This window comes from Saccharopolyspora hirsuta (assembly GCF_008630535.1).
In the GTDB taxonomy this organism is placed as follows: domain Bacteria; phylum Actinomycetota; class Actinomycetes; order Mycobacteriales; family Pseudonocardiaceae; genus Saccharopolyspora; species Saccharopolyspora hirsuta.
On the sequence record NZ_VWPH01000012.1, the window covers coordinates 230853 to 256700 of the forward strand.

Below are 25848 nucleotides of genomic sequence, written 5' to 3' on the forward strand. Positions count from 1 at the left end.
CACCGGAGGCCCGCCGACTCTCGACCGGCTCCAGTGCGCGGTAGGCGGCCCCGCCCGGTACGGCCGGTGATCGTCCGCTGGCCGTCCGTGGCGACGTCGTGGCTCGGGAGTCTATTCAGGCCCCGAGTGGCTTACCTCACGGTGTGATACGCACCTCTCTCCGACGTGGGAATCTGTTACCGATTGATCGATTCAGAGCTCTACTTGATCACCCGTTCGGGCCGATCTTGATTTGGACCGATCGGGTGACATGAGGTATAGGGCGTGCTTTCGCAGAATCCGCCGGGACCCGGCCGCCGTCAGCCGCCCGCCCGGCGGTCCGCCCAGAACCATCCGATCGAGCGACACCGACACAGCTGCGGGAATCGGGAACTCGTGCGCAGCGCCCGCACCGCCCTGTGCGAGGCTCGCTGACGTGCGCGCAGCGGAGCAGAACAGAGGGAAGCGGTTGCTCGACCGCGTGCTGGCCGGGGTGCCGACCGGCGAATCACCGATCCGCCACGTCGCGCAGCTGCCGGACCGCCCGGCCCGCACCACCGACTGGCCGGAGTGGGTCCCGCCGCGGCTGGTCGACGCCCTCCGCGAGCGCGGCGCCGACGAGCCGTGGGTGCACCAGGTCGAGGGCGCGGAGGCCGTCCGGGCTGGTGAGCACGTCGTGGTCGCCACCGGCACGGCGTCGGGCAAGTCGCTGGTCTACCAACTGCCGGTGCTGTCCCGGCTGCTCGAGGACCGCCGCGCGACCGCGCTCTACCTGGCGCCCACCAAGGCGCTGGGCGCCGACCAGCTGCGCACCGTCGACGAGCTCGGGCTGAAGGAGGTCCGCGCGGCCGCCTTCGACGGGGACACCCCGCAGGTGGAGCGGGACTGGATCCGCGCGCACGGCCGGTGGATCTTCACCAACCCGGACATGCTGCACTACGGCGTCCTGCCCGGGCACGGCCGGTGGGCCCGGTTCTTCCGGCAGCTCACCCACGTCGTGGTGGACGAGTGCCACACCTACCGCGGGGTGTTCGGGTCGCACGTCGCGCTCCTGCTGCGCCGCCTGCGCCGGGTCGCGCAGCACTACGGCGCGGACCCGGTCTTCGTGCTCGCCTCCGCCACCGTCTCCGACCCCGATGCGCTGGCCCAGCGGCTCACCGGGGTGCCCTGCCGCGCCATCACCGACGACGGCTCGCCGCGCGGGGCGCGGACCATCGCGCTCTGGGAACCGCCGCTGCTGGAGGAGATCATCGGCGAGAACGGCGCCCCGGTGCGCCGGGCCGCGAGCACCGAGGCCGCGAGGATCATGACCGAGCTGGTCATCGAGGACGCCCGCACGCTGGCGTTCATCCGGTCCCGGCGCGGCGTCGAGCTGGCCGCGATCGCCGCGCAGCGCGCGCTGTCCGAAGTGGACGAATCGCTGCCCGGCAAGGTCGCCTCCTACCGCGGCGGGTACCTGCCCGAGGACCGGCGCGAGCTGGAGCGCTCGCTGCTCACCGGTCAGCTGCGCGCGGTGGCCACCACCAACGCGCTGGAGCTGGGCGTCGACATCTCCGGGCTCGACGCCGTGGTGGTCGCCGGGTACCCGGGCACGCTGGCCTCGTTCTGGCAGCAGGCCGGTCGCGCCGGGCGGGACGGCGAGGGCGCACTGGTGGTGTTCGTGGCGCGGGACGACCCGCTGGACACCTACCTGGTGCACCACCCGCCCGCGATGCTCGACCGGCCGGTCGAGGCGACGGTGCTCGACCCGACCAACCCGTACGTGCTCGAGCCGCACCTGGCCTGCGCCGCCGCGGAACTGCCGCTCGACGAGGACTCGTTCGAGATCTTCGGCGGCGAGGCCGCCGAACGCGCGGTGCAGGCCCTCACCGCGGACGGCGTGCTGCGCAAGCGCCCGCACGGCTGGTTCTGGACCTCCCGCGAACGTCCACATCGGAACGTGGAGCTGCGCGGCGCCGGTGGTCACCCGATCGCCGTGGTGGAGGGCGACTCCGGCCGGATGCTGGGCACCGTGGACCCGGACTCCGCCTGCTCCACCGTGCACCCGGGGGCCGTGTACCTGCACCGCGGCGAGTCCTTCGTGGTGGACGACCTGGACCTGGAGAACGGCATCGCGCTGGTGCACGAGGAGAGCCCGGACTGGACGACCTCGCCGCGCAACGTCGTGGACATCTCGGTGCTGCGGACCATCGAGCGCCGGGACACCGGCCGCGGGGTGACGGTGTGCCTCGGCGAGGTAGAGGTCACCTCGCAGGTCGTCGGCTACCTGCGGAAACGACCGTCCGGCGAGGTGCTGGACCAGGTCGCGCTGGACCTCCCGGCGCAGACCCTGCTGACCCGCGCGGTCTGGTACACGGTCAGCGACGAGCTGCTGATGAGCAGCGCACCGGGGGGCGCCGGGCTGGATCCGGCGCGCATCCCCGGTGCGCTGCATGCCGCCGAGCACGCGGCGATCGGCCTGCTACCGCTGTTCGCGACCTGCGATCGTTGGGACATCGGCGGGGTGTCCACCGCGATGCACGCCGACACCGGGGAGGCAACGGTGTTCGTGCACGACGGGCATCCGGGAGGGGCCGGATTCGCCGATCGCGGTTTTGCCGCATTGGTCCCGTGGTTGGCCGCGACGCGGGAAGCGATCGCTTCCTGCGACTGCCCGGCTGGGTGCCCGTCCTGCGTTCAGTCGCCCAAGTGCGGGAACGGCAACGAACCGCTGGACAAGGCGGGGGCGGTGGCTGTTCTCGATGCGGTGTCGACCGTGCTCGGAGGCGGCACCGGTGGATCGGCTGGGCTGCACGACCGTCCGCAACAGGTCTGAGCACAGGGGAACTGGTGCGTGCTCGGGGAGGTGCGGGGTCCGGTCGCGTCGGGGAGCCCGGGCGCGGATGCCGATCCGGTCGGGGCCGGCACGGTCGGCAGGTGCGTCACCTGCCTGCCGCGAGGAGTTCCGCCACGTCTGCGTTGTTGTCAAGGTGCTCGCGACCCGTGCGGAGGGCGTCCTGCACGAAGTCCGGGGTGGGCAGCCGCCAGGCGCAGACCTCCGGCTTGACCCGCCAGTGCACCTGGCCGCCCGGGTAGGCGGTCGGGGGCATGGCCACCCAGCTCCCCTTGCCGTGCAAGCGGATTCCGGGCACGTCGGCCAGGTCCGCGGCGAGTTTGCCGCCACCGGCCGTCAGGAAGTACCAGCGCCCGCGCGGGGTCGCCACGATCGGCACCGGGAAGCCCAGGGCGCGCAGCACCGAGGCACCGGCCCGGCCGAGCTCCGCGTCGACCTCGAGCGCGTCGACCGTGCTCCCGGTGGCGATCAGCAGGCTGTAGGGGCGTTCGGCCCACCAGGCGGTGACGTCGTCGGGGTTGGTGCCCAGCCGGGTCTGCCAGTCGCGGTGCACCGGCATCGGGCCGTGCTCCTGACGGCCGTGCCGACCGATCCAGTGATCTCCTTCGGGGTAGGTTCCGGGAAGCATCGGCCACCCGCGCGAGGCCAATCCGATTGCCTGCACGCGCAGTTCGATCCGGCTGCTGGTCAACCCGGCCGGGTGGGCCGGGACGCCGCGGAAGGCGCCTTGCCACCTCTCCGCCGACCAATGCATCTGTTCCGCCTCCTTGCTCCACAGTGGGCGGTGGACCGGCGGTCTCGGGGAACCACCTGGTTCGCGACCTCGTTGTCGTGAACCTTGAGTCTTCCCGCTCACACCACTAATCAACGGCATGCCACCCCGTCGAGTACACCCCGCGTCGGCGACCGGTCGTTCAGCCGCGACGAACGCGTCCCGGCGGAACACCACAACCGAAAGATCACCGGGGTGAACGGCTCCGGAACTGCTGTTGGCCCGGACCTTTCCGACCGTTCGTCGACCGTTCGTCGCGGCGGTCCGATCAGCCGCCGTCCGGCCCCGCGTGCGCCCGTGCGCTGGCCTTTCCCGCCAGCGGCACCACCGGCGGAAGATCAGCTTCGACCGTCACGCGGGCGTTCCACCCCGCCAACCGGCACTCGACGACCGCGGCCCGCATGCCGTCGGCCACCTGCGCGGCCCGCGCACAGGCCACTTCCGGCCCGCGCGGCGCGTGCGCGGCGGCCGCCAGCGCCGCGAGGTCGGCAGCCCCTTCCGCGCGGTGCCGGGCGATGGTCGCCGCGCCGAGCTGGAGGACGAGCACGAGCAGCGAGAGCAGCGCCAGCACCAGGATCGCGGACAACGCCGTCGCCGCTCCCCGATCGCCGTTCATCGCACCACCTGCCCTTCCACGCCCGGTTCCAGCACGGCGACCGCGCGCGCGTGCAGCCAGCGGCCGGGCAGCTGGGCGGGCAGCGGCATGCTCACCTCCGTGCGGACGACGTCGCCGTCCACCTGCACCGCCAGCGCCGCACCGGCCGGAGCCACCCGGTGCACGGCTTCGTCGGCCCGCGACCGGTCACCGCGCGCCACCAGCCTGGCCGCCTCCACCGCCGCGTCAGTGCAGCGGAGGTGGCCGATCAGCGCGTTCGCGCCGACCAGGGCCAGCGCGAACACCGCGACCACCGAGCAGATGCCCAGCGCGGCCTCGACCGTCACCGCGCCGCGGTCGGGTGCTCCGGCGCCCTGCGGCACCGGAGCCACCTGCGCCGCCATCAGACGCCGCCACCCTCCAGGCTGCGCTCGATGAGCCCGGTGAGCGCCTCCTTGATCGTGCCGCCGGTGACGATCTCGAACAGCAGCGAGGCGAACGCGACCGCGGCCACCGTCCCCATCGCGTACTCCGCGGTCGTCATCCCGCCATCGCCGTGCAGCAGCGCGCGGAGCCGTCCCGCCGCCCGCCGAACCGGCAGGTCCACCTTCGTCATCTCTCCTCCATTCGTCCACAGTGGTCTTTCGCTATCCCGGGAAGGTCAGCCGGTGCAGGGTGCCCACGACCACGGGTGCCACGCCGAGGCACAGGAACGCGGGCAGGAAGCACAGGCCGAGCGGCGCGGAGATCCACACCGCGACCCGCTGCGCCCGGGCTTCGGCCTGCTCGGCGACCGTGGCGCGGGCGTGCTCGGCCAGTTCCGCGGCGACCTCGGCCAAGCCCTGCCCGGTGCGCGCGGTCCGCCGCGCGGCGCGGGCGAGCTCGGCGGTGTCCGGATTGGACAGCGCTGGTTCCCAGCTGGTCACCGCGTCCGATCCGAGCGCGAGGTGATCGGCGACCTCGCGCAGGGTTCGGCGCGCGGCACCGGCCAGTTCCTCGGCCACCGCCTGCACCACGACCGGCACCGGCAGGCCCGCCCGCATTCCCGCGGCCAGCAGGTCCCAGCCAGCCGCCAGCACCAGCGGATCGGTCCGCTCGCGCCTTCGAGCCGCCAGCGCTGACCACCGGCGTGCGGCGATCGCGGCTGCAGAGCCGATCAGCACGCCAATGACCAGGCCGAACATCTGCGCGGCGACCGAACCCGCGGCCAGCGGGAGCACCCACGCGATGGCGGACGTCCGCTGCCGCGGCCGAGACCGCGGGCGCAGCGAGCTCAGCCTCGCTCGCCCCGAAGGCGTCGGGTCGATCAGCACCGCAGCTGCCACAAGCGCCGGAACCGCTTCGATCACGACGCCACCGCCTCGGTCAGCCGCAGCGTCCAGCTCGCGCCTGCCGCCAGCAGGGCCGTTCCGACCAGCAACATCAGCTGTCCGAGCAGCCCGCCGTTGAGCACCGCGAGCGGAGCCGATCCGATGGCTTCGCCGAACAGCAGGCCGCAGACCGGCAGCCCGGTGAGCACGGCCGCCGTCGAGCGCGGACCGGCCAGCTTCGCGTCGACGCCGCGCCGAAAGGCCGTGCGCCGCTCGACATCGCGGCGGACCGCGTCGAGCAGGTCGGCCAGCGCGACACCGTGCCGCTCCGCCAGCGCCCACGCCCTGGCGATCCGCCCCAGCGGCGCGCGCAGCTCGACGAGCTCGTGGTTCCGCAGGACCGTCGCCACGTCACCGCCGAGCCGGACCGTGGTCGCCATGTCCCGGAAGACTCCGGCGATCACCGCCCCGGCCTCGGCCGCAGCCCCTTCCGCGGCTGAAGCGGGATGCGCGCCCGCGCGCAGCTGAGCCACCAGCAACCGCAAACCCGCCGTCAGCTCGTCGGCCCGGGCGAGCCTGTCCCGCCGTCCCCGCAGCGAGCGCCAGTGGTGCGCGCCGAGCAGCGCCAACCCGGCTCCGGAGAGCAGGCCTGCCGGACCAGCGACGAAGAACCCGACGACCGCCGATGCCAGGACCACCAGCAGCCGCAGGTGGCGGACCGGTCCGAGTGCCGGCCGCACCGGTCTCGGGCGGAGCCGGTCGCGGGCGTGGACCTCCGGCCAGCACAGGGCAGCGGCGGCGGCCGCCAGCAGCGCGAGGATCAGCACGGCAAGGCACCTCCTCGCGCGGCGAGCAGCGCCGCCAGGTCTTCCCGGCCCGACGTCCAGCCGCCGTCGCGCTGCCACGCCGGAACGACCTGGACCCGCTCGCCGTCGCGCCGCAGCACACCTATGCCCGCCAAGTACCGGCCCCGCTGCGCGCTTCGTCGAACGTGCAGCACGACTTGCACCGCTGCGGCGAGCTGGCTGTGCAGCGCTGAGCGCGACAAGCCGCCCAGAGCCGCCAGGGCTTCCATCCGGGCCGGGACTTCCTGCGGCGAGTTGGCGTGCAGGGTTCCGCCACCACCGTCGTGGCCGGTGTTCAACGCCGAGAGCAGCTCCCGGACCTCCCCGCCGCGCACCTCGCCGACGATCAGCCGGTCCGGCCGCATCCGCAGGGCTTGGCGCACCAGGTCGCGGACCTGGATCTCGCCAGCGCCCTCGACGTTCGGCGGGCGGGTGAGCAGCCGGACCACGTGCGGGTGCCTCGGGTGCAGCTCCGCGGCCTCCTCGACGCAGACGATCCGCTCGGACTCGGCGACCTCGCCCAGCATCGCCGCCAGCAGCGTGGTCTTCCCGCTCGCCGTGCCGCCGACCACCAGGAACGCCAGCCGCGCGGCGACGATCTCGCGCAGCACCTCGGCCGTCGGGCCGTCGAACGCGCCCGACTCCTGCAGCGCGGCGAGGTCGTGCGCCGCCGGGCGGAGGATGCGCAGCGAGATGCAGGTCCCCTCGCCCGCCACCGGCGGCAGCACCGCGTGCAACCGCACCGCGCCGGAGGCGCTCTCCTGCGGCAACCAGGCGTCGACCCAGGGCTGGGCGTCGTCGAGCCGACGGCCGGTGGACATCGCCAGGCGCTGCGCCAAGCGGCGCACCGCGTCCTCGTCGGCGAAGCGCACCGCCGCCCGCTGGAGGCCGTTGCCGCGATCCACCCAGACCTTGTTCGGCGCGGTCACCAGCACGTCGCAGACCTCCGGATCGCGCAGCAGCGGTTCCAGCACCCCGGCACCGCGGAATTCCTGCTGCACCAGGCGAAGTGCGGCCAGCACGTCGGCATCGGCGACCAGCGCACCGGATTCCTCCCGGACCGCCGAGGCGACGGCGCTGGAGGTCAGCGCGGCACCGCTGCCGACCAGGCGGTTGCGGACCCGGGCCAGCAGCTCGCCGTCCACCGCACCGTCGACGGGCTCCAGAACACGACTCATGACTCTCCTTTCAACGCAACGGAAAACAGGACTCAGCGGGCAGCCGCTTCGCACCGGTCGAGCTCGGCCAGCACGTGCTGGGCCGCTCTGGCCACCGGGCCGCGGCGGCGCAACCGGGCCGCCAGCCCGCCGCAGTCGACGAGCGCCGGAAGCTGCGGCTCCGGGCGCATCCCGGTCAGCACCTCGGCGCCGACCGCCCGCGCCACGTCGGCCATCCGCAGCCCGCCCGGCGCGGGACCGCGCACCACCAGCCGGATCGGCCCGGCGGCGTGCTCCCCGACCGCCGCCACCACCCGCTCGGCCGCAGCCACCGCGCGGACCTCGGCGGGGACGACGACCACCGCGAGATCGGCCTCGCGCAGCGCTGCGACGGCCGGTTCCGGGAGCGCTCGCGGCAGGTCGCACACCACGACGTCGCCTGCCCGGCGACCGGCCGCCAGCACCGCCCGCACGCCTTCCGGGGTCAGCCCGCTGGACGGGCCGTCGCGGTCGCAGGACAGCACCGTGATCGCGCCGGACCCGATCCGGCGCTCGGGCAGCGCCTCGTGCAGCGCGCTCGCCCCGAGCCGACCGGCGTTGACGGCCAGCCCCGACCAGCGCAGACCGTCGTCCGCCTCGGCGCCCACCGCGAGGTCGACGCCACCGCCCAGCGGGTCGCAATCGACCAGCAGCGCGCGCGAACCACCGCGCGCGGCCAGCACCGCAGCAGCCGTGGCCAGCACGGACGCTCCAGCGCCGCCGCAGCCGCCCAGCACCGCGAGGATCCGGCCGTCCTGCGCCGGGGTGTCGGCGGTGTCGGCCAGCAGCTCGATCAGCGCTGTCTCCTCGGCGGGCAGGGCGATCACCTGGTCCGCGCCGATCTCGAACGCGACCCGCCACAGCTCCGGGGTCGGATCGCGGCAGAGCACCACGACCCCGCGTCTTCGCGGCAACCCACCGGCCACTCCGGCAGCAGCCGCAGCGGCGTCGAGCAGCACCAGCGGTGCCGCGCGCCAGGCGGGCGCGGACAGCTCTCTCGCGCGCACCAGCTCACCGCAGGACGCAGCGGCCAGGCGGGCGGTTTCCTCGGCCAGTTCGGCATCTCGCGCAACGAGCAGCGGGCGTGCAGCAGTCATGGCAAAACCTTCCGGCGAATCGGGAACCAGGAGCGAAAAGCCCGAACGGGCCGCTCGATATCCAAGGTGGACCGAACTCCGGCCGCTGCCAAGGAGGTTTTCGAAATCTGTGGACAAACCCCGGCACTGTGGACAACTCAGCTCACACGAAAGCGTTGCGCGAATTCGCTTTCCGCCACGCGCATTGCCGAACAGCACCCCGGCTGCGGCGGGACGGGATCGCCTCCGCGGCGAACGCGGGATCCCGAACCGGGGCCGCGCACCCGTGAATCGGGCTCCGGGGCGACCGGAGTTCCGCCGCGCAACCCACCCCGGAAATGGGACGGCCCCCGCCAGGGGGGAGGGGCGGGGGCCGTCGTCAGTTCAGCTCCGGGGGGTCGAGCTGAACCTGTCCGGTCGCACCGGACTCCACACACTGTATCCCGCAGATCACCCGCAATGCCCCCCGTCCATTTGAGGGAACGTTATTGCTCTCGGTGCCCACCTATCCGAGGCCAGCAATCATTCGAGTCAAGAAATGTATCCCACTAGTCGGAATCCCCGAGCTGGAATGTACGCAGCGTGAAATATCAGCGGCCCGCGCCACCGAGCGTGCGCGCCCGCGGGCGGCCCGCGGCGGCTCGTATGCTGTGCGGCGTGACAGAGCCCGCGAACCCATCGCCCCGCACCGGACGCCGGGTGGCGGCGTTCTTCGACCTGGACAAGACGATCATCGCCAAGTCGAGCACGCTCGCCTTCAGCCGACCGTTCTTCCAGGAGGGGCTGATCAACCGGCGGGCCGTGCTGAAGAGCGCCTACGCCCAGTTCGTGTTCATGCTGGCCGGGGCCGACGCCGACCAGATGGACCGGATGCGCGCGCACATCACCTCGCTGTGCAGCGGGTGGGACGTCGAGCAGGTCAACGCCATCGTCGAGGAGACCCTGCACGACATCGTCGACCCGCTGGTCTACAAGGAGGCCACCCAGCTGATCGCCGAGCACCAGGAGCAGGGCCACGACATCGTGGTGCTGTCGGCCTCCGGCGAGGAGGTCGTCGCCCCGATCTCGAAGCTGCTCGGCGCCGACCACTGGTCGGGCACCCGGATGGTGGTCGCCGACGGCCGCTACACCGGCGAGGTCGAGTTCTACTGCTCCGCGGAGAACAAGGCGATCGCCGCCCGCGAGCTGGCCGAGACGCAGGGCTACGACCTGTCCGAGTGCCACGCCTACTCCGACTCGATCACCGACCTGCCGCTGCTGGAAGCCGTCGGGCACCCCACCGTGATCAACCCGGACCGGGCTCTGCGCAAGGAAGCGGTGCAGCGCGGGTGGCCGTCGCTGGCCTTCGACCACCCGGTGTCGCTGCGGGCCCGGATCCCCACGCCGTCGCGCGCCGCGGTGACCGCGGCCGGGGTCGGGATGGGCGCGGTCGCCGCGGCGGGTGCCGCGTGGTGGGGGCTGCGCGCCTGGCGCCGCCGCCGCTGACCGGCGATTTCCCCGCTCCCTTAGCGCAAAGCGCGCGATGATCGCCAGCTGGCGAAGTCGTCGCGACCGCACCGGCCGGAACCCTTGCAGTGACGGGCGTCACCGTCTACAAATGGAGGTGCGGACCCTGATTGGCCAGGGACGTTACGGAGGAGAAGTAACGTCCACCCCGATCAGACTCCGCGCGCGAGGCCCGGAGCACCCACGCGTTGCCGCACACAAGGCTGGTCGTTCCACGGGGTTGCGTACCGGGACGCCGGACGCCTAGCCCGGAAGTTACGACACAAGTGCACGCTTGGTAACCCGAGTGCTCGCGCAGTGGGGCGGCGCCCGCCGATCGGATCGGCGGGCGCCGCCGTACGTCCGCCCCCTCCCGCGACGGGACTCCCAGCGGTGGCATCTTTCGCCCACGCCGATCGGCAGCGTTGACCGGCCGTGGTGGCGTGAGTAACTTCCGAAATCGTCCGATTTCGTGGTGAACTCTTACCGCCTGGCGAAGATCCGCCCCGCAGGGAGGCGACCGTGTCCCCGAAGACCCGAACGCGCCGCGCCGCCATCGCGCTCAGCGCCCTCGCCGTCGGCGCCGTGGCGATCACCGCCACCGGCGGTGCGTCCGAGCCGCAGCAGCCCGCCGACCTCCTCCAGGAGATGACGCTCGAGGAGAAGGTGGGGCAGCTCTTCGTCACCTACGCCTACGGGCGCACCGCCGACACCCCGCACCCCAAGAACAAGGAGGAGTTCGGCGTCGACACCCCGGCCCAGGTGGTGCAGAAGTACCACCTCGGCGGCGTCATCCACTTCGCGTGGACCGACAGCCTCCACGACCCGAAGCAGATCGCCGAGCTGTCCAACGGGCTGCAGAACGCCGCGGTCAACTCCGGGGCCAAGGTGCCGCTGCTGATCTCCACCGACCAGGAGCAGGGCCAGGTCACCCGCATCCACGAGCCCGCCACCCAGTTCCCCGGGAACATGGCGCTCGGCGCCGGTCGCAGCCCCGAGGACGCCGAGCGCGCCGCCGCGATCACCGGTCAGGAGCTGCGCGCGATGGGGCTGAACCAGAACTTCGCGCCGAGCGGCGACGTCAACGTCAACCCGGCGAACCCGGTGATCGGGGTGCGCTCCTTCTCCTCCGACCCGGCGCTGGCCGCGCAGCTCACCGCCGCGCAGATCCGCGGCTACGAGGACTCCGCCGGTCCCGGCGAGACGGTGTCGGCCTCGGTCAAGCACTTCCCCGGGCACGGCGACACCAACCAGGACAGCCACACCGCGCTGCCGGTGATCGAGCACGACCGCCAGCAGTGGGAGCAGCTGGACGCCCCGCCGTTCAAGGACGCCATCGCCGCTGGCACCGACGCCGTGATGAGCGCGCACATCGTGGTGCCCAAGCTGGACGACTCCGGCGAGCCCTCGACGCTGTCGCCGAAGGTGCTCACCGGGATGCTCCGCGAGGAGCTCGGCTTCAAGGGCGTGATCATCACCGACTCGCTGCAGATGGAGGGCGTGCGGCAGAAGCACCCGGACGCCGAGATCCCGGTGCTGGCGCTCAAGGCCGGTGCCGACATGCTCCTCATGCCGAACGACCTGCAGGTCGCCATCGACGGCGTGCTCAACGCGGTGCGCAGCGGCGAGCTCAGCGAGCAGCGCATCGACCAGAGCGTGGAGCGCGTCCTGGCGCTGAAGTCCGGTCGCGGCGTGCTGGCCAACCCGTTCGTCGACGTGTCCAAAGTGGACCAGATCGTCGGCGGCGCGGAGCACCTCGGCGAGGCGCAGGCGATCACCGATCGCACCACCACGCTGCTGCGCAACGACGGCGTGCTGCCGCTCAAGCCACCGGCCAAGATGTTCGTGACCGGCGCCGGGGACGACGCCACGGCAGCGCTGGCCGAGCGGATCGGTGCGCGCGGCCCGCAGACCTCGGCGCTGGCCACCGGCCTGAAGCCGACGAAGGAGCAGATCGACCAGGCCGTCGAGCAGGCCAAGCAGAACGACGTCACGGTCGTGCTCACCAGCGCCGCGTGGAGCGAGGCCAACGCCGGGCAGCTCGACCTGGTCCGCGCCCTGCAGCAGACCGGGAAGCCGGTCGTCGCGGTCGCCACCCGCGACCCCTACGACGCGGCGCACGTCGACCTGCCCGCCTGGGTCGCCACCTACTCGGACAAGCCGGTGGCGATGGAATCGCTGGCCAAGGTGCTCTTCGGCGAGCTCGCCCCGGTCGGCAAGCTGCCGGTCCCGGTGCCGGACCCGAACAAGCCCGGCACCGACGCCTACCCCTTCGGCCACGGCCTGGGCTGGTGACGGCCGGTGGCTGAGTTCCGGATCTCCCGGCGCGGCGTTCTCACCGCGGCCGCGCTGGCCGTCCCCGCGGCCGGGGTCGCGGCGAGCTCCGCCTGCGCCGCTCCTCCGCAGTCCCCCGACCTCGGCTTCGAGGTCCGCACCGGCGCGGACGTGCTCGCCGGGCGGAACTGGGAGGACGTCAGGGGTCGGCGGATCGGCGTGGTGACCAACCCGACCGGCGTGCTCTCGTCGTTGACGCACGTCGTCGACGCCATGCACGCCAGCGGCTCGGTGAACGTCGTGGCGGTCTTCGGGCCCGAGCACGGCTTCCGCGGCACGTCCCAGGCGGGCGGCTCGGAGGGCGACTACCGCGACCCGCGCACCGGGCTGCCGGTGTACGACGCGTACGGGGCCGACGCCGCGAAGCTGGCCGGGATGCTCCGCAAGGCCGGTGTCGAGCAGGTGGTCTTCGACATCGCCGACGTGGGCGCCCGCTTCTACACCTACATCTGGACGATGTACACCGCGATGCAGGCCGCGCAGCAGGTCGGGGCGTCGTTCCTGGTGCTGGACCGGCCGAACCCGATCGGCAGCCAGGTCGCCGGGCCGCGGCTGGACCCGCGGTTCGCCTCCGGCGTCGGGCTGCTGCCGATCGTGCAGCAGCACGGGATGACCGTCGGCGAGCTGGCCCGGATGTTCGACCGCGTGTACTTGCCGGAACCGCTGCCGCAGCTCAACGTGGTGCGGGTGGAGGGGTGGAAGGGGCGCACCGCGAGCACCGGCCTGCCCTGGGTGCCGCCCAGCCCGAACATGCCGACCCCGGACACCGCCGCGCTGTACCCCGGGACCGGGTTGTTCGAGGGCACCGTGCTCTCCGAGGGCCGCGGCACCACCCGGCCGTTCGAGATCATCGGGGCGCCGGGCATCGACTGGCGGTGGGCGGAGGAGCTGAACAACGCCGGGCTGCCCGGGGTGCGGTTCCGCGAGACCTACTTCGTGCCGACCTTCTCCAAACACGCCGACGTCACCTGCGGCGGCGTGCAGGTGCACCTGCTCGGCGAGGTCGACGCGATCCGGACCGCGGTGACCATGCTCGTCACCGCGCGGCGGCTGTACCCGCAGGTGTTCGGCTGGCGGCCGGACAACATGATCGACAAGCTGTCCGGTTCCGACCGGCTGCGCACGATGGTCGACCGCGGCGCCGACGCGGCCGAGATCGTCGACTCGTGGCAGGACGAGGTCGAGGACTTCCGAAGGCAACGCGAACCGCACATGCTGTACCGCTGACGAGCTCGGAGGGGGACGCGATGGGCAGGACGATCCTGGCGGCCGTGGCGCTGCTGTCGGTCACCGCGCTGGCCGGTTCTGCGACGGCCTCGCCCAGCAGCGCGGGCGGTCACTTCGACCGCCCGCAGCGGGGGTTCGCCCCCGGCGAGACCGTGCTGCGCGACGGCACCCCCGAGGAAGTGGGGCTGGACCCGACCCCGATCGACGCGGCGCTGCAGCAGATCGCGGCGTGGACGGAGCGGACGCCGGGCCGCGAGCACCCGATGTACGCGGGCGCGGTGAGCCTGCTGGTGCACGACGGGGTGGTGGTGCGGCGCGAGGCCGTCGGGAAAGAGCAGCGCTACTCCGACGGCGCGGGCACCGAGTTACCCGCCGACCAGCAGGAACCGATGGGCGTCGACACGATCTTCGACGTCGCCTCGATCAGCAAGCTGTTCACCTCGATCGCCGCGCTGCAGCTGGTCGACGACGGCTCGGTGGAGCTGGACGCGCCGGTCGCGCAGTACCTGCCGGAGTTCGGCGTCAACGGCAAGCAGGGCATCACCGTCGAGCAGCTGCTCACCCACACCTCGGGGCTGCAGGCCGAAGCGCAGCTGTGGAAGCTGCCGCCGGAGCAGCGGATCCCGTCGATCATGCAGCTGACCCCGGAGCACCCGCCCGGCACCAACTACACCTACTCCGACCCGAACATGATCACGCTCGGCGTGCTGGTCCAGCGCGTCACCGGCGAACGGCTGGACCGCGTGGTGGCCGAGCGGATCACCGGCCCGCTGGGCATGCGCGACACCGGCTACAACCCGCCCGCCGCCGAGCTGCACCGGATCGCGGCCACGGAGTTCCAGGCCGACCCGCCGCGCGGCATGGTGCGCGGCCAGGTGCACGACGAGAACGCCTGGTCGCTGGGCGGTGTCGCGGGCCAGGCCGGGGTCTTCTCCACCGCCGACGACCTGGCGACGCTGGGCCAGGCGCTGCTCAACGGCGGTGTCTACAACGGCAGCCGCATCCTGTCCGAGGACGGCGTGGCCAAGATGCTGACCAACTACAACGACGCCTTCCCGGGCAACGCGCACGGCCTGGGCTTCGAGCTCGACCAGCGCTGGTACATGGCCGGGCTCAGCGCCCCGCACACCGCAGGTCACACCGGCTACACCGGAACGTCGCTGGTCATCGACCCGCTGTCCCGGACGGTCGCGGTCCTGCTCACCAACCGGGTGCACCCGTCGCGCGAGTGGGGCTCGAACAACCCGGCCCGGCAGGAGCTGGCGCAGGGCATGGCCCGGGCGCTGGCGGTGCGACCGGAGTTCGGCTCGGCCTCGTGGTTCACCGACCGCGCGGGGACGTTGACCACCGACCCGCTCGGCCCGGTCAGCGGGCCGGTGCAGGTGTCCTACAGCGCCTTCGTGGACACCCAGCGGGACTCCGACGGCTCCGACCCGCTGCTGCTCGAATCCAGTGTGGACGGAACGAATTGGCAGCCGGTACCGGTCCGGGCCAAGGGCCCCGGAGCGCCGAAGGACGCCCAGCAGCAGCTGGCGGGCTCCGGCCACCGCAGCTGGTGGGAGGTCCGCGGCTCCGTCGCCGCGGAACCGGGCCAGCAGGTGCACCTGCGCTGGCGGTACGCGCCGAACGACCAGTACACCGGCCGCGGGGTGAACGTGGACGGCATCCTGGTCGCCGACCGCGACGCGACCCTCCTGGACGGCGAGCTCCAGGCCGATCGCCTGCACCCCGAGGACTGGACCTCCACCGACCGCTGACGGGACTCCCGCGATTTCAATGGAAATCGGACGTCCGATTTCCGTTGAAATCGCGTTCGTCCGTCACGGGAGGGGTTGCCAGCGGGGAGTGCCGGAGTCGGTGATCGCGCGGCCGAACTGGACGTCGGCGAAGTGGACCGCGAAGCCGATCGTGCTCGGCTCCTGGAGCTCCCGCACCAGGTCCTGGCGGGTTCGGATCGCCTCAGCTCGGTCGACGTCGGCCCAGACCGGCCAGGTCGGCTCGGCGATCTGCACCGCGCTGTGCAGCGCGTCGCCGATGACGATGAGGCGCTGGTCGCCCGAGGTGATCACGTAGGACGCATGGCCGGGCGTGTGGCCGGAGGTGTACCGCACCCGCACGCCGGGGAACACCTCTTGTCCATCGTGGACGGTTTCGACCTGCGCTCCCAGCGCGGTCAGCATCTCGTCGGTGACGTCCGGGGCGTGCTCCTCGCGACTCTCCCACTCCGGCTCCGCGAGCAGGATCCGCGCCGCGGGGAAGGCACCCCGGTGCGCCCAGCCGATGTGGTCGGTGTGCAGGTGGGTGATGGCCACGGCCTCGATCTCTCCGGGAGCGCGCCCCAGCGCCGCCAGGTTGTCCAGCAGGTCGCCGCCGCGGGTGGCGCCGACGGCCGGGTTGCCGGGGTCGTCGGGGCGGCTGACCGGGCCGAACCCGGCGTCGATCAGCATCGCGCGCGGGCCGCGCTCGACGAGGAGCCCGCCGATGCTGGCCACCAGCTGCCCCGCGCCGTCGAGGTGGTGCGCGCGGTCGCGCCAGTCGTCCGCCGAGGTCTCCGGGAACCAGCCGCGCGGCTTGAGGCCGACCGCGCCGTCCGGGACGTAGCTGATCCGCAGGTCGCCGAGCTCGATCGACCGGGCTCCGGCCACCGCGCTCCACCGGTGTTCCGCAATCATGCCGACAACCTTACAACTATAATTTTTCTAATTGCAACATCTCTAACTTGGTATGCTGTTCGCATGGACCGGTCTGCCGAAACCCGCGAGCTCTGCAGCCTGGTCAGCGAGCTCGCCCACACCATCGAGGACCACGTGCGGCACTGCGTCGCGGACAGCGACCTGACCGCGTCGCAGGCCATCGCGCTGCGCGAACTGGCCGAACCGCTGAGCATGCGCGAGCTCGCCGCACGGATGCACTGCGCCACCTCGAACGTCACGTTCCTGATCGACCGCCTGGAGAAGCAGGGGCTGGTCACCCGCCGCCCGCACCCCACCGACCGCCGCGCGAAGGAGATCGCGCTGACCGAGGAGGGCGCGCGGCAGCGGACGCAGATCATCGAGCGGTTCTCGGTGAACACCCCGCTGTCCGGGCTCACCGCGGACGAGCAGCAGACCCTGCACCGGCTGCTGCAGCAGGCGCTGTCCACCCGCTGAGGAATGCCGCGGGCCCGGATGCGTTCCCGAGATCGAAGAACGCATCCAGGAAAGGACTCCCGTGGGCCACCGGATCATCAACCCGCCGACGCTGCACGACCCGACCCGCTTCGGCTACAGCCACGTCGCCGACACCTCCACCGGGCTGGTCTTCATCGCCGGCCAGTACGCCTCCGACGACAACGGCGAGGTGACCTCGGCGGACTTCTCCGAGCAGGTCCGGCAGTCGCTGGCCAAACCTGCGCACCGCGCTCGCCGCGGTCGGCCTGGACCTCAGCCACGTCGTGCAGCTGCGGACCCACGTCGTCGACCACGACACCGACAAGCTCGCGGTCCTCGGCGAGCACATCGCCGAGATCTGGGGCGACCAGCCGCCCACCCAGACCCTCACCGGCGTGGCCGCGCTGGCGCTGCCGGGGATGCTCTTCGAGGTCGACGCCGTCGCCGTGCGCCCCTGACCTCCGAGTCGCGAGCTCGGCGGCGGGCGGGCAGGGTCGAAGCGCAGCCGCAACCGTCGGAGAGGAGTCGGAGATGTCGGGGATTCCGCAGGACCGCGAGGACATCCTGGGCAAGCGGGCCTTCGGGCACGTGGCCACCATCGGTCCGCACGGCGAACCGCAGTCCAGCCCGGTGTGGATCGACTGGGACGGCCAGTACCTGAAGTTCAGCCAGACCAAGACGCGGCAGAAGTACCGCAACCTCAAGCGGGAACCGCGCATCTCCGTCTCGGTGCACGACCCGGACCAGCCCTACCGCTACGTGGAGGTGCGCGGCCGGGTGGCCAAGATCGAGGACGACCCGGACAACCGGTTCATCAACAAGATGGCCAAGAAGTACCTCGACGAGGACGAGTACCCGTGGCCCCAGCCCGGCGACGAGCGCGTGATCGTCTACGTCGAACCGGAGCACACCACCAAGCAGTGACGGGGGCCGTCACCCGGGCGAGCGTTTCGGCGCCAGCCCGGGTGACGGTCAGGTGGCGGGCAGGACGTGGGTGCCGGTGCGGTCGGTGGTCACGCAGAGGGAGCAGATGATCGTGTCCGGGACCGCGGAGGCGAGCACGTCCGGGCGCTCGAAGTCCTGCTCGCAGACGTCGCAGCGGTAGGTCGTGGCGACCGGGGTGCCGTCGGCGTCGAAGCGCGGCTCGGCGATGCCGTCGTCGGTGCGGCGCAGGTAGTAGCGGCCGCGGGTGACCGCCGCCAGCAGCGGCGTCAGCACCGCCGCGATCAGCACGGCGGCGATCGGCGAGTACGGCTGGACCACCGCGCCGAAGGCGCCGAAGTACATCGCGATCGAGATCCCCGCCGAGGCCAGGAACGCCACCACGCCGACCGGGTTCACCGCGTGCAGCATGCCGCGGCGGAACTCCGGTTCCTTCGGCGACAGCCCCAGCAGGTACTTGTTGACCGCGATGTCGGTGGCCACCACGACCACCCAGGCGATCGCGCAGTTGGCGTAGAAGCTCAGCACCGAGTTGAGGAAGGCGAACATGTTCGCCTCCATCAGCACCAGCGCCACCAGCAGGTTCAGCAGCACGAACACGATCCGCCCCGGGTACCGCCGGGTGATCCGGGTGAAGGAGTTCGTCCAGGCCAGCGAGCCGGAGTAGGCGTTGGTGACGTTGATCTTCACCTGGCTGAGCACCACCAGCACCACCGCCAGCGGGATCGCCAGCCAAGCGGGCAGGAACAGCTCGTAGATGCCGGTGAACTGCTGCACCGGTTCGGTCGCCGCCGCCCCCGCGACCCCCATGATGAAGAACGCCAGGAACGCCCCGGTCGCCTGCTTGACCGCGCCGAAGAGCACCCAGCCCGGACCGGCCACCAGCACCGAGGCCCACCAGGACCGGCGGTTCTGCTCGGTGCGCGGCGGCATGAAGCGCAGGTAGTCGATCTGCTCCCCGATCTGCGCCATCAGCGACAGCGCCACGCCCGCGCCGAGCATCACCGACGCCGCGTTGAGCCCGCCGCCGCTCTCACCGGTGAACGCCAGCCAGGAGCTCACCGATCCCGGGTCGACGACCACCAGGTAGCCGAGCGGGCCGACCATCAGCAGCAACCACAGCGGCGTCGTCCACACCTGAAGCTTGCTCAGCGCCTTCATGCCGTAGACGACCAGCGGGATCACGATCAGCGTGGTGATCAGGTAACCGAGCCACAGCGGCACGCCCAGCCCGACCTGCAGGCCCTGCGCCATGATCGCGCCCTCGGTGGCGAAGAAGATGAACGTGAAGCTGCCGAAGATGACGCTGGTCAGCACCGAGCCGTAGTAGCCGAACCCGGCGCCGCGGGTGATCAGGTCGAGGTCGAGGTTGTAGCGGGCGCCGTAGTAGGCCAGCGGCAGCCCGGTGACGAAGATGATCACCGCCGCGACCAGGATCGCGACCAGCGCGTTCAGCGTGCCGTGGGCCAGCCCGATCCCGGCGCCGATGGAGAAGTCCGCCAGGTAGGCGATGCCGCCGAGCGCGGTGGTGGCCACCACCGAGGGCTTCCAGCGCCGGTAGCTGCGCGGCGCGAAGCGCAGCGTGTAGTCCTCCAGCGTCTCCCGCGCCGCTTGGTCCCGCGGATCCCTCCGCCTGGTTTGGACGACCATCCGCTGCTCCCTCCGAACGCATGTGCGCACGGGAGTGTTGGGCACGGATGTTTCGGCGACGTGTGCCCGGTGTTCAGCGCGGATCACGTTCCGAAGTGGGAAAACTCACCCATTACCCCTTTCGGAGTAGTTGGGGTGGGATGCAACCTGGGTATGAAGTTGCCCCGTCCTCCCGTCGGAAACCCGAAAGAGGGCCATTGACCGCCAGAAGCAACGGTTAGTAAGTTTCCCACATGGTCACTGACGACACGTCCCGCGAATCGGGCGAGGCGAGCCCCCTCGTCAAGATTCGCTCGCTGCTGCCCGGACTCGCCCGAGCGGAGCAGCGAGTGGCCAACATCGTGCTGGCCGACCCCGCCTCGATCTCGCGGCGCAGCATCACCGAGGTCGCCGAGGCCGCCGGCACCAGCGAGACCACGGTCACCCGGTTCTGCAAGGCCATCGGCGTGGGCGGGTACCCCGACCTGCGCATCGCGCTGGCCGCCGACACCGCGCGCACCTCCACCCGCGACCGCGAGCTCGGCAGCGACATCGCGCCGGACGACGACCTCGGCCAGATCATCGAGAAGGTCGGCTACGCGGACGCCAAAGCCGTCGAGGAGACCGCCGGGCAGCTGGACGCCGCGGTCCTGCAGCCGCTCGTCGAGGACGTCGCCCAAGCCCGCCGCATCGACGTCTACGGCGTGGGCGCCAGCGCGTTCGTCGCGCTCGACCTCCAGCAGAAGCTGCACCGCATCGGCCTGACCTGCTTCGCCTGGTCCGACACGCACAACGCGCTGACCTCGGCGGCGGTGCTGCGCGAGGGCGACGTCGCCATCGGCATCTCGCACACCGGCGCGACCGCCGAGACCGTCGAGGCGCTGCGCGAGGCGCGGCGGCGCGGGGCGACGACGGCGGCGCTGACCAACTTCGCCCGCTCCCCGATCACCGAGGTCGCCGACCACGTGCTGACCACGGCGGTCCGCGAGACCACCTACCGCTCGGGGGCCATGGCCAGCCGGATCGGCCAGCTCACCGTGATCGACTGCTTGTTCATCGGCGTCGCGCAGCGCCACCTGGACCAGGCCCGGGCAGCGCTGGAGGCCACCTACGAAGCGGTGGGCGGCCACCGCCTCGAAAGCCGACCGGACCGCCGGCGGCAGAAGGAGGCGTGATGAGCCAGGACCGCGCAGTGCGGGTGGATGCTCCGACCGAGCGCAACAACCCGCGGACGCGGGACATAGACCTGCTGCCGACGCTGGACATCCTCCACGTCCTCAACGGCGAGGACCGCACCGTCCCGGTGGCGGTCGGCCGGGTGCTGCCCGAGCTGGCGCGCGCGGTCGACATGGCGGTGGCCGCGCTGCGCGCGGGCGGCCGCGTGCACTACGTCGGCGCGGGGACGTCCGGTCGGCTCGCGGTGCTCGACGCAGCAGAGCTGATCCCGACCTTCAACGTCCCCCCGGACTGGATCGTCGCGCACCAGGCAGGCGGTTCCGAGGCGTTCGTGCGCGCGGTGGAGAACGCCGAGGACGACGTGGCCTCCGGGGCCGCCGAGATCCGCGAGAGCGCCTCGCCCGACGACCTGGTGGTCGGCCTGGCCGCGTCCGGGCGCACCCCGTACGTGCTGGGGGCGCTGGAGGCCGCGCAGCAGCTCGGGGCGAAGACGGCGCTGGTCACCTCGAACCCGGACGTCGGGAAGGTGCCCGCGGACGTGGTGATCGCGGTGGACACCGGCCCGGAGCCGATCAGCGGTTCCACCCGGATGAAGGCGGGCACCGCGCAGAAGCTGGTGCTCACCTCGTTCTCCACCGCGGTGATGATCCGGATGGGCCGCACCTACTCGAACCTGATGGTCAGCATGCTCGCCACCAACGCGAAGCTGCGCGGCCGCACGATCAGCATCCTGCAGGAGGCGACCAGCGCCTCCGAGGAGATCTGCGAAGCAGCCCTGACGGCCGCCGACGGCGACCTGAAGACGGCCCTGGTCCACCTGCTGACCGGTGCCGACGTGGAGAGCTCGGCGGCAGCCCTGGCGGTCGCCGACGGCCATGTCCGCGAAGCCCTCCGCGCCCTCACGCAGTGAGCTCGTAGCAGCGGCGGACGCTGGAGCCGAGGACGGCGATGTCCGCCCCGTAGACGTGGATCGAGATCGCCTTGGCCGAGCCCGCGTTGCGGACCAGGTGGATGTCTCCCGGCGGCGCGAAACCGCACACCTCGCCGGGGTGGTTGGTGGTCTGCTCCGCCGGGACCAGGCGGTCGTCGCGCAGGACGTAGCGCTGCTCGTGCTCCACGCCCTCGTGCACTCCGGCGACGCACCAGGAGACGTGGTCGTGCACCGGCGTCCGCTGGCCCGGCAGCCAGACCAGCGCGACGATCGAGAAGCTGCCGTCCGGCTCCACGTGCAGCACGTGCTGCCGGTAGCTGTCGGGGTCGCCGACGCGCTGCTCCGGGCTCAGCAGGTCGGGCGCGGTGAGGAAGGGCCGCAGCGCGTCCTCGACCAGTTCCGCGGTCTGCGCCGCGGGCAGCCCGCGGCGGACCTGCTCGCGAATCGTTCCGGCCAGTTCGACCAACTGCGAAGTCATGCGAATCACCTTGCCCCGCAAGGAATCCGCGCGTCGACGGCAGAAAACTTGGGCACTCCCCAAGCCCTGCTTGGGGATTCACGGACGAGTCGCGGCACCCACCTGGCGGAACGTCTCCAGCATCAGCGCGGTGGCCGGGATGCGGTGGTGGTCGCGCAGCACGTACGCCGACACCCGGCGGTCGTCGAGCTTGCGCACGCGGCGGCTGATCACCTTCGGGTGCCGCAGGAACGACAGCACCAGGCCGGGCATCAGCGCGATCCCGGTGCCCGCCGCGACCAGGCCCTGCACCGCGAGGTTGTCGTCGGTGGTGAACGCGATGTCCGGCTCGAAACCGACCGCGCGGCACTCCCGCACGAAGTGGTCGCGGCAGCGGCTGCACCCCGCGATCCACCGCTCACCGGCGAGATCGACCAGCTCCACCGACCGGCGCTCGGCCAGCCGGTGCCCGCTGGGCAGCACGACGACCACCGGATCGTCCAGCACCGCCACCTCGATCAGGTCGTCGTCCGGCTGCTCGGCCGTTCCCGGGTAGGTGAACGCCAGCGCGACGTCGCACTCGCCGCGCCGCAGGGTCTCCACCGAATCGGGCGGCTCCGCCTCGGTGAGCTGGATGCGCAGGTCCGGGTGGCGGCGGGCGATGCGCGCCGCCGCCGCGGGCACGATCGTGGCGCTGGCGCTGGGGAACGCGCAGATCCGGATGTGCCCGGCGCGCAGCTGCCGGATCGCCGTGATCTGGTTCTGCGCGGCGGCGAGGTCGCGCAGCGCGGAACCCGCGTGCCGGGCCAGCACCTCACCAGCCGCGGTCAACCGCAGCGACCGCCCGGCCCTGGCGAACAGCGGCGTGCCGACGGCCCGCTCCAGGGCCCGCATCTGCTGGCTGACCGCGGGCTGGCTGTAACCGAGCTCCCGCGCCGCTCCGGCGTACGAACCGGCCCGGACCACGGCGTGGAACATCCGGATGTACCGCGGGTCCACCATCTTGAAAAGATCTCACGTTCGCCTCGGGCGGCGGCAGTGCTGATCAGGGGACCCGCCCCGCCGGTCAGTCCGGGAGACCCGCGGCGACGTTGCGGTAGGCGTCGGTGACCAGCTTCCAGAAGCGCTCAGTGTCCAGCGCGGTCGGGACGATCGCGTTGTGGCGGTCGGCCGGGGCCGCGAAGTCGGTGACCGTCATGCCGGAGGTGAAGCGGCCCTGCGTCTCCACGTCGACGCGGGCCGGGACCGCCTCGAACAGGCCGGGGTCGATCACGTAGGCCACCGCGCAGGCGTCGTGGATCGCCGGGCCCTCCTCCTGGTAGCTGACGTGGCTGCCGTAGAAGTCCAGGCACGGGGTGAGCAGCTCCGCGTCCAGCCGACCGAGATCGGCGAACCCGGACCGCACGTCGGCGGTCGCGCGCGCCTGGTGGGTGAGGTCGAGCCCGATCATGACCGTCCGCCAGGGCGCGTTGAAGACCACCGCAGCGGCCTCCGGGTCGGCGACGATGTTGAACTCGGCGGCCGGATTCGTGTTCCCCCGGGTGTAGGAGCCACCCATGATGACGAATTCCTTCACCCATTCGGTGAGACGCGGTTCCTTGCGCAGCGCCAGCGCGATGTTGGTCAGCGGCCCGACCGCGGTCAGGCTGATCTCGCCGGGCGAGGCGGCCAGGGTGTCGATGATGAAGTCGACCGCGTGCTGCTCGCTGAGCGCCGACTTCGGCTCCGGCAGCACCGCACCGCCGAGCCCGGAGTTGCCGTGCACCTCCCCGGCCGTCCGCGGCTCGCGCACCAGCGGGCGCCCGGCACCGCGCGCCACCGGCGCGTCCATGCCGTAGAAGTCCCGCAGCCGCAGGGCGTTGTCGGTGGTGTGCGCCAGCTCCACGTTGCCGCCGACGGTGGTCACGCCGACCACGTCGAGCTCCGGGCTGCCGTGCGCCAGCCCGAGCGCCAGCGCGTCGTCGATGCCCGGGTCGCAGTCGATCAGGATCTTCTTCGCCACGTCCTCTTCCTCCGGCCGTGCTCCACCCGCAGTTTCAACTGAAACTGCGATCACTCCTGGGGACGCTCTGCAGTTTCAGTTGAAACTGCGCTCCCCCTGCGGACCGCAGCGGTCAGCCCTCCTGCACCGCGTCGGCGATGGACTTCGCCTCGCGGGCGCCCGCCTCCAGGGCCTTGCAGCAGTGCACGATCCACGCCGCGACCTGGTCCGGGTCGCCGGTGGCGAAGCCCAGCGCCAGCTCCGCGTACTCCTCCTGCCGCCGGAAGTACGCCACCTCCGGCACGACCAGGCCCTTCGGGTCCAGCCCGCTGCCGATCACGCTCAGCCGCGCGGCCGCGCGCGCGATCACGCCGTCGACGAGGCCGAACGGCTGCAGCGCGAGCAGTTCGCCGTGCACGACGGCGGCCAGCACCGGCCCCGGGCCCTGCGCCTGCGGGTCGGTGATGATCTCGGCGAGCAGGTCGAGCCGCTCGGCGATCACCGGGTCCGCCTTGGGGCGGCCGAGCTGCTCCTCGTCCTCGACCAGGTCCGCGGCGGCGAGCACGTGCATCCGCGCCAGCGCCTGCCGCGGCGCGCGCTGCCAGGTCGGCAGCAGCGCGCCCATCGCCTCCGCGATCCGCAGCGAACCGGCCAGCAGCGGGTCGGTGACCTCCCCGGACTCCGGGATCTCCGCGGCGCCCCCGGCGATGGCCGCGGACGCGCGGGCGGCGCGCACCGACGCCTCCGCGGCGGTGGTCGGCCAGCCGCGGCGGTTGGCCGGGTGCCGGTGGACCTCGTCGATGGCCGCGCGGGCGGCGGCCACGGCGTCTTCCACCCCGTCCAGCTCGACCAGCGGCGCCAGCGATGGCTTGTCGTTCACGCCCGGAGACGCTACCGGCCAGCCGTCCCCCCGCCGCCGAGGCAGGATGCGAGGTGTGCCACAGTGGCCCGGCCAGCACCCCTGCGTAGCGCAGCGATTTCGGACCGTATGCCTGATTGGTCTGAACCATTAGCGCGAACCCTCTGTTGCAGTGAGCCCGATCGCATTACGGTGCGGTTAGCACTGGCTACCCCACGACCACGGAGGTTCTCGGCGATGAGCCAGCCCGACGGGCAGAACAACGAGCTCAGCAACCTGCTGACGGAGAGCAGGACGTTCCCGCCCTCGGCGGAGTTCGCGGCGCAGGCGAACGCCACCGCCGCGCTGTACGACCAGGCGGATGCCGATCGGGAGGCGTTCTGGGCCGAGCAGGCTGGTGAGCTGCATTGGGAGAGGAAGTGGGACCGGGTTTTGGACTGGTCCGGTGCGCCGTTCGCGAAGTGGTTCGTGGGCGGTCGGTTGAACGTGGCTTACAACTGCGTGGACCGGCATGTGGAGGCCGGGAACGGGGATCGGGTCGCGATTCATTGGGAGGGTGAGCCCGGGGATTCCCGCACGATCACGTATGCGGAGTTGCAGCGGGAGGTCTCGCGTACCGCGAATGCGCTGGCGGCGTTGGGGATCGGTGCTGGTGATCGGGTGGCGATCTATCTGCCGATGCTGCCGGAGGCGGTGTTCGCGATGCTGGCGTGCGCCCGGTTGGGTGCGATGCACAGTGTGGTGTTCGGCGGGTTTTCCTCGGAGGCGCTGCGGACCCGCATCAACGATGCCCGGGCGAAGGTGGTGATCACCTCTGATGGGCAGTACCGGCGTGGTAAGGCGATGCCGTTGAAGGCCAACGTGGATGCCGCGGTGGCGGAGACGCCGAGTGTTGAGCATGTGGTGGTGGTCAAGCGCACCGGTGGTGAGGTCGCCTGGGATGAGAAGCGGGACAAGTGGTGGGATGCGGTGCTGGAGGGCCAGCCCGACACCCACGCGCCGGAGGCCTTCGATGCCGAGCATCCGTTGTTCATCCTCTACACCTCGGGCACCACGGGGCGCCCGAAGGGCA

At 72.0% G+C, this 25848-nt stretch carries 26 protein-coding genes; 11 read left to right on the forward strand and 15 right to left on the reverse strand.

Translation table 11 applies throughout. The features are described from left to right. The first annotated feature begins 415 nt into the window (after window positions 1-415). Window positions 416-2794 (forward strand): DEAD/DEAH box helicase, encoded by a 2379-nt coding sequence (locus F1721_RS25430; RefSeq protein ID WP_150069289.1) that lies wholly within the window; start codon window positions 416-418, stop codon window positions 2792-2794. 106 nt (window positions 2795-2900) lie between these two features. Here the strand turns inward: F1721_RS25430 and F1721_RS25435 are convergent, their stop codons facing one another. The 8 genes from F1721_RS25435 to ssd all read right to left on the reverse strand — a co-directional run bounded on the left by F1721_RS25435 (window position 2901) and on the right by ssd (window position 8627). Further along, window positions 2901-3440: a bifunctional DNA primase/polymerase gene (locus tag F1721_RS25435; RefSeq protein ID WP_246155292.1), complete on the reverse strand. Its 540-nt coding sequence runs from the start codon at window positions 3438-3440 to the stop codon at window positions 2901-2903. A 412-nt stretch (window positions 3441-3852) separates the two neighbouring features. Then, entirely contained in the window at window positions 3853-4200 is a 348-nt protein-coding gene (locus F1721_RS25440) for an Rv3654c family TadE-like protein (RefSeq protein WP_150069291.1), read from the reverse strand. Then, window positions 4197-4583: a TadE family type IV pilus minor pilin gene (locus F1721_RS25445; RefSeq protein ID WP_150069292.1), complete on the reverse strand. Its 387-nt coding sequence runs from the start codon at window positions 4581-4583 to the stop codon at window positions 4197-4199. The genes F1721_RS25440 and F1721_RS25445 overlap by 4 nt, the downstream gene beginning before the upstream one ends. Beyond that, the gene (locus F1721_RS25450; RefSeq protein WP_150069293.1) at window positions 4583-4795 is read right to left on the reverse strand and encodes a DUF4244 domain-containing protein; all 213 of its coding nucleotides are present in this window, start codon (window positions 4793-4795) and stop codon (window positions 4583-4585) included. The genes F1721_RS25445 and F1721_RS25450 overlap by 1 nt, the downstream gene beginning before the upstream one ends. Window positions 4796-4826: 31 nt before the next feature. After that, window positions 4827-5528: a type II secretion system F family protein gene (locus F1721_RS35175; protein ID WP_246155293.1), complete on the reverse strand. Its 702-nt coding sequence runs from the start codon at window positions 5526-5528 to the stop codon at window positions 4827-4829. Further along, entirely contained in the window at window positions 5525-6316 is a 792-nt protein-coding gene (locus F1721_RS25460; protein ID WP_150069294.1) for a type II secretion system F family protein, read from the reverse strand. Before F1721_RS25460 ends, F1721_RS35175 begins: the two co-directional genes overlap by 4 nt. Continuing rightward, a complete protein-coding gene (locus F1721_RS25465) occupies window positions 6310-7512 on the reverse strand; it encodes a TadA family conjugal transfer-associated ATPase (RefSeq protein WP_150069295.1) in 1203 nt (400 codons plus the stop codon). Before F1721_RS25465 ends, F1721_RS25460 begins: the two co-directional genes overlap by 7 nt. A 32-nt stretch (window positions 7513-7544) precedes the next feature. Beyond that, window positions 7545-8627, reverse strand: a complete 1083-nt coding sequence (gene ssd / locus F1721_RS25470; RefSeq protein ID WP_150069296.1) for a septum site-determining protein Ssd — start codon at window positions 8625-8627, stop codon at window positions 7545-7547. Window positions 8628-9251: 624 nt separating this feature from the next. On the opposite strand from ssd, the gene F1721_RS25475 reads away from it, so the two are divergent. The 4 genes from F1721_RS25475 (at window position 9252) to F1721_RS25490 (ending at window position 15409) form a co-directional block, all read left to right on the forward strand. Continuing rightward, a complete protein-coding gene (locus tag F1721_RS25475) occupies window positions 9252-10091 on the forward strand; it encodes an HAD family hydrolase (RefSeq protein ID WP_150069336.1) in 840 nt (279 codons plus the stop codon). Between the two features lie 522 nt (window positions 10092-10613). Then, complete coding sequence (locus F1721_RS25480) at window positions 10614-12386, forward strand: glycoside hydrolase family 3 protein (protein WP_150069297.1); 1773 nt, start codon at window positions 10614-10616, stop codon at window positions 12384-12386. Between the two features lie 21 nt (window positions 12387-12407). Next, on the forward strand, window positions 12408-13652 hold the full coding sequence (locus tag F1721_RS25485) for an exo-beta-N-acetylmuramidase NamZ family protein (protein ID WP_150069337.1): 1245 nt from the start codon (window positions 12408-12410) through the stop codon (window positions 13650-13652). Between the two features lie 20 nt (window positions 13653-13672). Then, complete coding sequence (locus tag F1721_RS25490; protein WP_150069298.1) at window positions 13673-15409, forward strand: serine hydrolase domain-containing protein; 1737 nt, start codon at window positions 13673-13675, stop codon at window positions 15407-15409. A 63-nt stretch (window positions 15410-15472) separates the two neighbouring features. Here F1721_RS25490 and F1721_RS25495 read toward each other — a convergent pair whose 3' ends face one another. Further along, complete coding sequence (locus F1721_RS25495) at window positions 15473-16324, reverse strand: MBL fold metallo-hydrolase (protein WP_211840618.1); 852 nt, start codon at window positions 16322-16324, stop codon at window positions 15473-15475. A 63-nt stretch (window positions 16325-16387) separates the two neighbouring features. Between F1721_RS25495 and F1721_RS25500 the strand changes: the two genes are divergently transcribed. After that, window positions 16388-16801: a MarR family winged helix-turn-helix transcriptional regulator gene (locus F1721_RS25500; protein WP_150069299.1), complete on the forward strand. Its 414-nt coding sequence runs from the start codon at window positions 16388-16390 to the stop codon at window positions 16799-16801. A 114-nt stretch (window positions 16802-16915) separates the two neighbouring features. Here F1721_RS25500 and F1721_RS35415 read toward each other — a convergent pair whose 3' ends face one another. Beyond that, window positions 16916-17038 carry a hypothetical protein gene (locus tag F1721_RS35415; protein WP_281288816.1) on the reverse strand — a complete coding sequence of 41 codons (123 nt, stop codon included), beginning with the start codon at window positions 17036-17038 and terminating at the stop codon, window positions 16916-16918. A 47-nt stretch (window positions 17039-17085) separates the two neighbouring features. On the opposite strand from F1721_RS35415, the gene F1721_RS35180 reads away from it, so the two are divergent. Further along, window positions 17086-17259: a RidA family protein gene (locus tag F1721_RS35180; RefSeq protein ID WP_246155294.1), complete on the forward strand. Its 174-nt coding sequence runs from the start codon at window positions 17086-17088 to the stop codon at window positions 17257-17259. 73 nt (window positions 17260-17332) lie between these two features. Beyond that, the gene (locus tag F1721_RS25510) at window positions 17333-17725 is read left to right on the forward strand and encodes a PPOX class F420-dependent oxidoreductase (protein WP_150069300.1); all 393 of its coding nucleotides are present in this window, start codon (window positions 17333-17335) and stop codon (window positions 17723-17725) included. A 48-nt stretch (window positions 17726-17773) separates the two neighbouring features. On the opposite strand, the gene F1721_RS25515 is transcribed toward F1721_RS25510, so the two are convergent. Further along, the gene (locus F1721_RS25515) at window positions 17774-19393 is read right to left on the reverse strand and encodes a purine-cytosine permease family protein (protein WP_150069301.1); all 1620 of its coding nucleotides are present in this window, start codon (window positions 19391-19393) and stop codon (window positions 17774-17776) included. Between the two features lie 233 nt (window positions 19394-19626). On the opposite strand from F1721_RS25515, the gene F1721_RS25520 reads away from it, so the two are divergent. Both F1721_RS25520 and murQ read left to right on the forward strand, forming a co-directional pair. Beyond that, window positions 19627-20547, forward strand: a complete 921-nt coding sequence (locus tag F1721_RS25520; RefSeq protein ID WP_150069302.1) for a MurR/RpiR family transcriptional regulator — start codon at window positions 19627-19629, stop codon at window positions 20545-20547. Beyond that, window positions 20547-21458, forward strand: a complete 912-nt coding sequence (gene murQ / locus F1721_RS25525) for an N-acetylmuramic acid 6-phosphate etherase (protein WP_195141817.1) — start codon at window positions 20547-20549, stop codon at window positions 21456-21458. The genes F1721_RS25520 and murQ overlap by 1 nt, the downstream gene beginning before the upstream one ends. Here murQ and F1721_RS25530 read toward each other — a convergent pair. From F1721_RS25530 to F1721_RS25545, 4 genes are all read right to left on the reverse strand, one after another. Further along, window positions 21448-21957, reverse strand: a complete 510-nt coding sequence (locus tag F1721_RS25530) for a cysteine dioxygenase family protein (RefSeq protein ID WP_150069304.1) — start codon at window positions 21955-21957, stop codon at window positions 21448-21450. The genes murQ and F1721_RS25530 overlap by 11 nt on opposite strands. A gap of 78 nt (window positions 21958-22035) precedes the next feature. After that, window positions 22036-22938: a LysR family transcriptional regulator gene (locus F1721_RS25535; RefSeq protein WP_150069305.1), complete on the reverse strand. Its 903-nt coding sequence runs from the start codon at window positions 22936-22938 to the stop codon at window positions 22036-22038. Window positions 22939-23002: 64 nt separating this feature from the next. Continuing rightward, window positions 23003-23938, reverse strand: a complete 936-nt coding sequence (locus F1721_RS25540; protein WP_150069306.1) for a nucleoside hydrolase — start codon at window positions 23936-23938, stop codon at window positions 23003-23005. Window positions 23939-24050: 112 nt separating this feature from the next. After that, a complete protein-coding gene (locus tag F1721_RS25545) occupies window positions 24051-24797 on the reverse strand; it encodes a Fic family protein (protein WP_150069307.1) in 747 nt (248 codons plus the stop codon). Between the two features lie 216 nt (window positions 24798-25013). Here F1721_RS25545 and F1721_RS25550 point away from each other — a divergent pair. After that, a partial coding sequence (locus F1721_RS25550) for an AMP-binding protein (protein ID WP_150069308.1) occupies window positions 25014-25848 on the forward strand: 835 nt, incomplete at its 3' end.

What these genes read in the sequence shown, in the direction of transcription:
- F1721_RS25435 (WP_246155292.1), bottom strand. Translation starts at nt 3,440, where the DNA reads ATGCTTCCCGGAACCTACCCCGAAGGAGATCACTGGATCGGTCGGCAC.
- F1721_RS25440 (WP_150069291.1), bottom strand. Translation starts at nt 4,200, where the DNA reads ATGAACGGCGATCGGGGAGCGGCGACGGCGTTGTCCGCGATCCTGGTG.
- F1721_RS25445 (WP_150069292.1), bottom strand. Translation starts at nt 4,583, where the DNA reads ATGGCGGCGCAGGTGGCTCCGGTGCCGCAGGGCGCCGGAGCACCCGAC.
- F1721_RS25450 (WP_150069293.1), bottom strand. Translation starts at nt 4,795, where the DNA reads ATGACGAAGGTGGACCTGCCGGTTCGGCGGGCGGCGGGACGGCTCCGC.
- F1721_RS25465 (WP_150069295.1), bottom strand. Translation starts at nt 7,512, where the DNA reads ATGAGTCGTGTTCTGGAGCCCGTCGACGGTGCGGTGGACGGCGAGCTG.
- ssd (WP_150069296.1), bottom strand. Translation starts at nt 8,627, where the DNA reads ATGACTGCTGCACGCCCGCTGCTCGTTGCGCGAGATGCCGAACTGGCC.
- F1721_RS25475 (WP_150069336.1), top strand. Translation starts at nt 9,252, where the DNA reads ATGCTGTGCGGCGTGACAGAGCCCGCGAACCCATCGCCCCGCACCGGA.
- F1721_RS25490 (WP_150069298.1), top strand. Translation starts at nt 13,673, where the DNA reads ATGGGCAGGACGATCCTGGCGGCCGTGGCGCTGCTGTCGGTCACCGCG.
- F1721_RS25495 (WP_211840618.1), bottom strand. Translation starts at nt 16,324, where the DNA reads ATGATTGCGGAACACCGGTGGAGCGCGGTGGCCGGAGCCCGGTCGATC.
- F1721_RS25500 (WP_150069299.1), top strand. Translation starts at nt 16,388, where the DNA reads ATGGACCGGTCTGCCGAAACCCGCGAGCTCTGCAGCCTGGTCAGCGAG.
- F1721_RS25510 (WP_150069300.1), top strand. Translation starts at nt 17,333, where the DNA reads ATGTCGGGGATTCCGCAGGACCGCGAGGACATCCTGGGCAAGCGGGCC.
- F1721_RS25515 (WP_150069301.1), bottom strand. Translation starts at nt 19,393, where the DNA reads ATGGTCGTCCAAACCAGGCGGAGGGATCCGCGGGACCAAGCGGCGCGG.
- F1721_RS25520 (WP_150069302.1), top strand. Translation starts at nt 19,627, where the DNA reads ATGGTCACTGACGACACGTCCCGCGAATCGGGCGAGGCGAGCCCCCTC.
- murQ (WP_195141817.1), top strand. Translation starts at nt 20,547, where the DNA reads ATGAGCCAGGACCGCGCAGTGCGGGTGGATGCTCCGACCGAGCGCAAC.
- F1721_RS25530 (WP_150069304.1), bottom strand. Translation starts at nt 21,957, where the DNA reads ATGACTTCGCAGTTGGTCGAACTGGCCGGAACGATTCGCGAGCAGGTC.
- F1721_RS25535 (WP_150069305.1), bottom strand. Translation starts at nt 22,938, where the DNA reads ATGGTGGACCCGCGGTACATCCGGATGTTCCACGCCGTGGTCCGGGCC.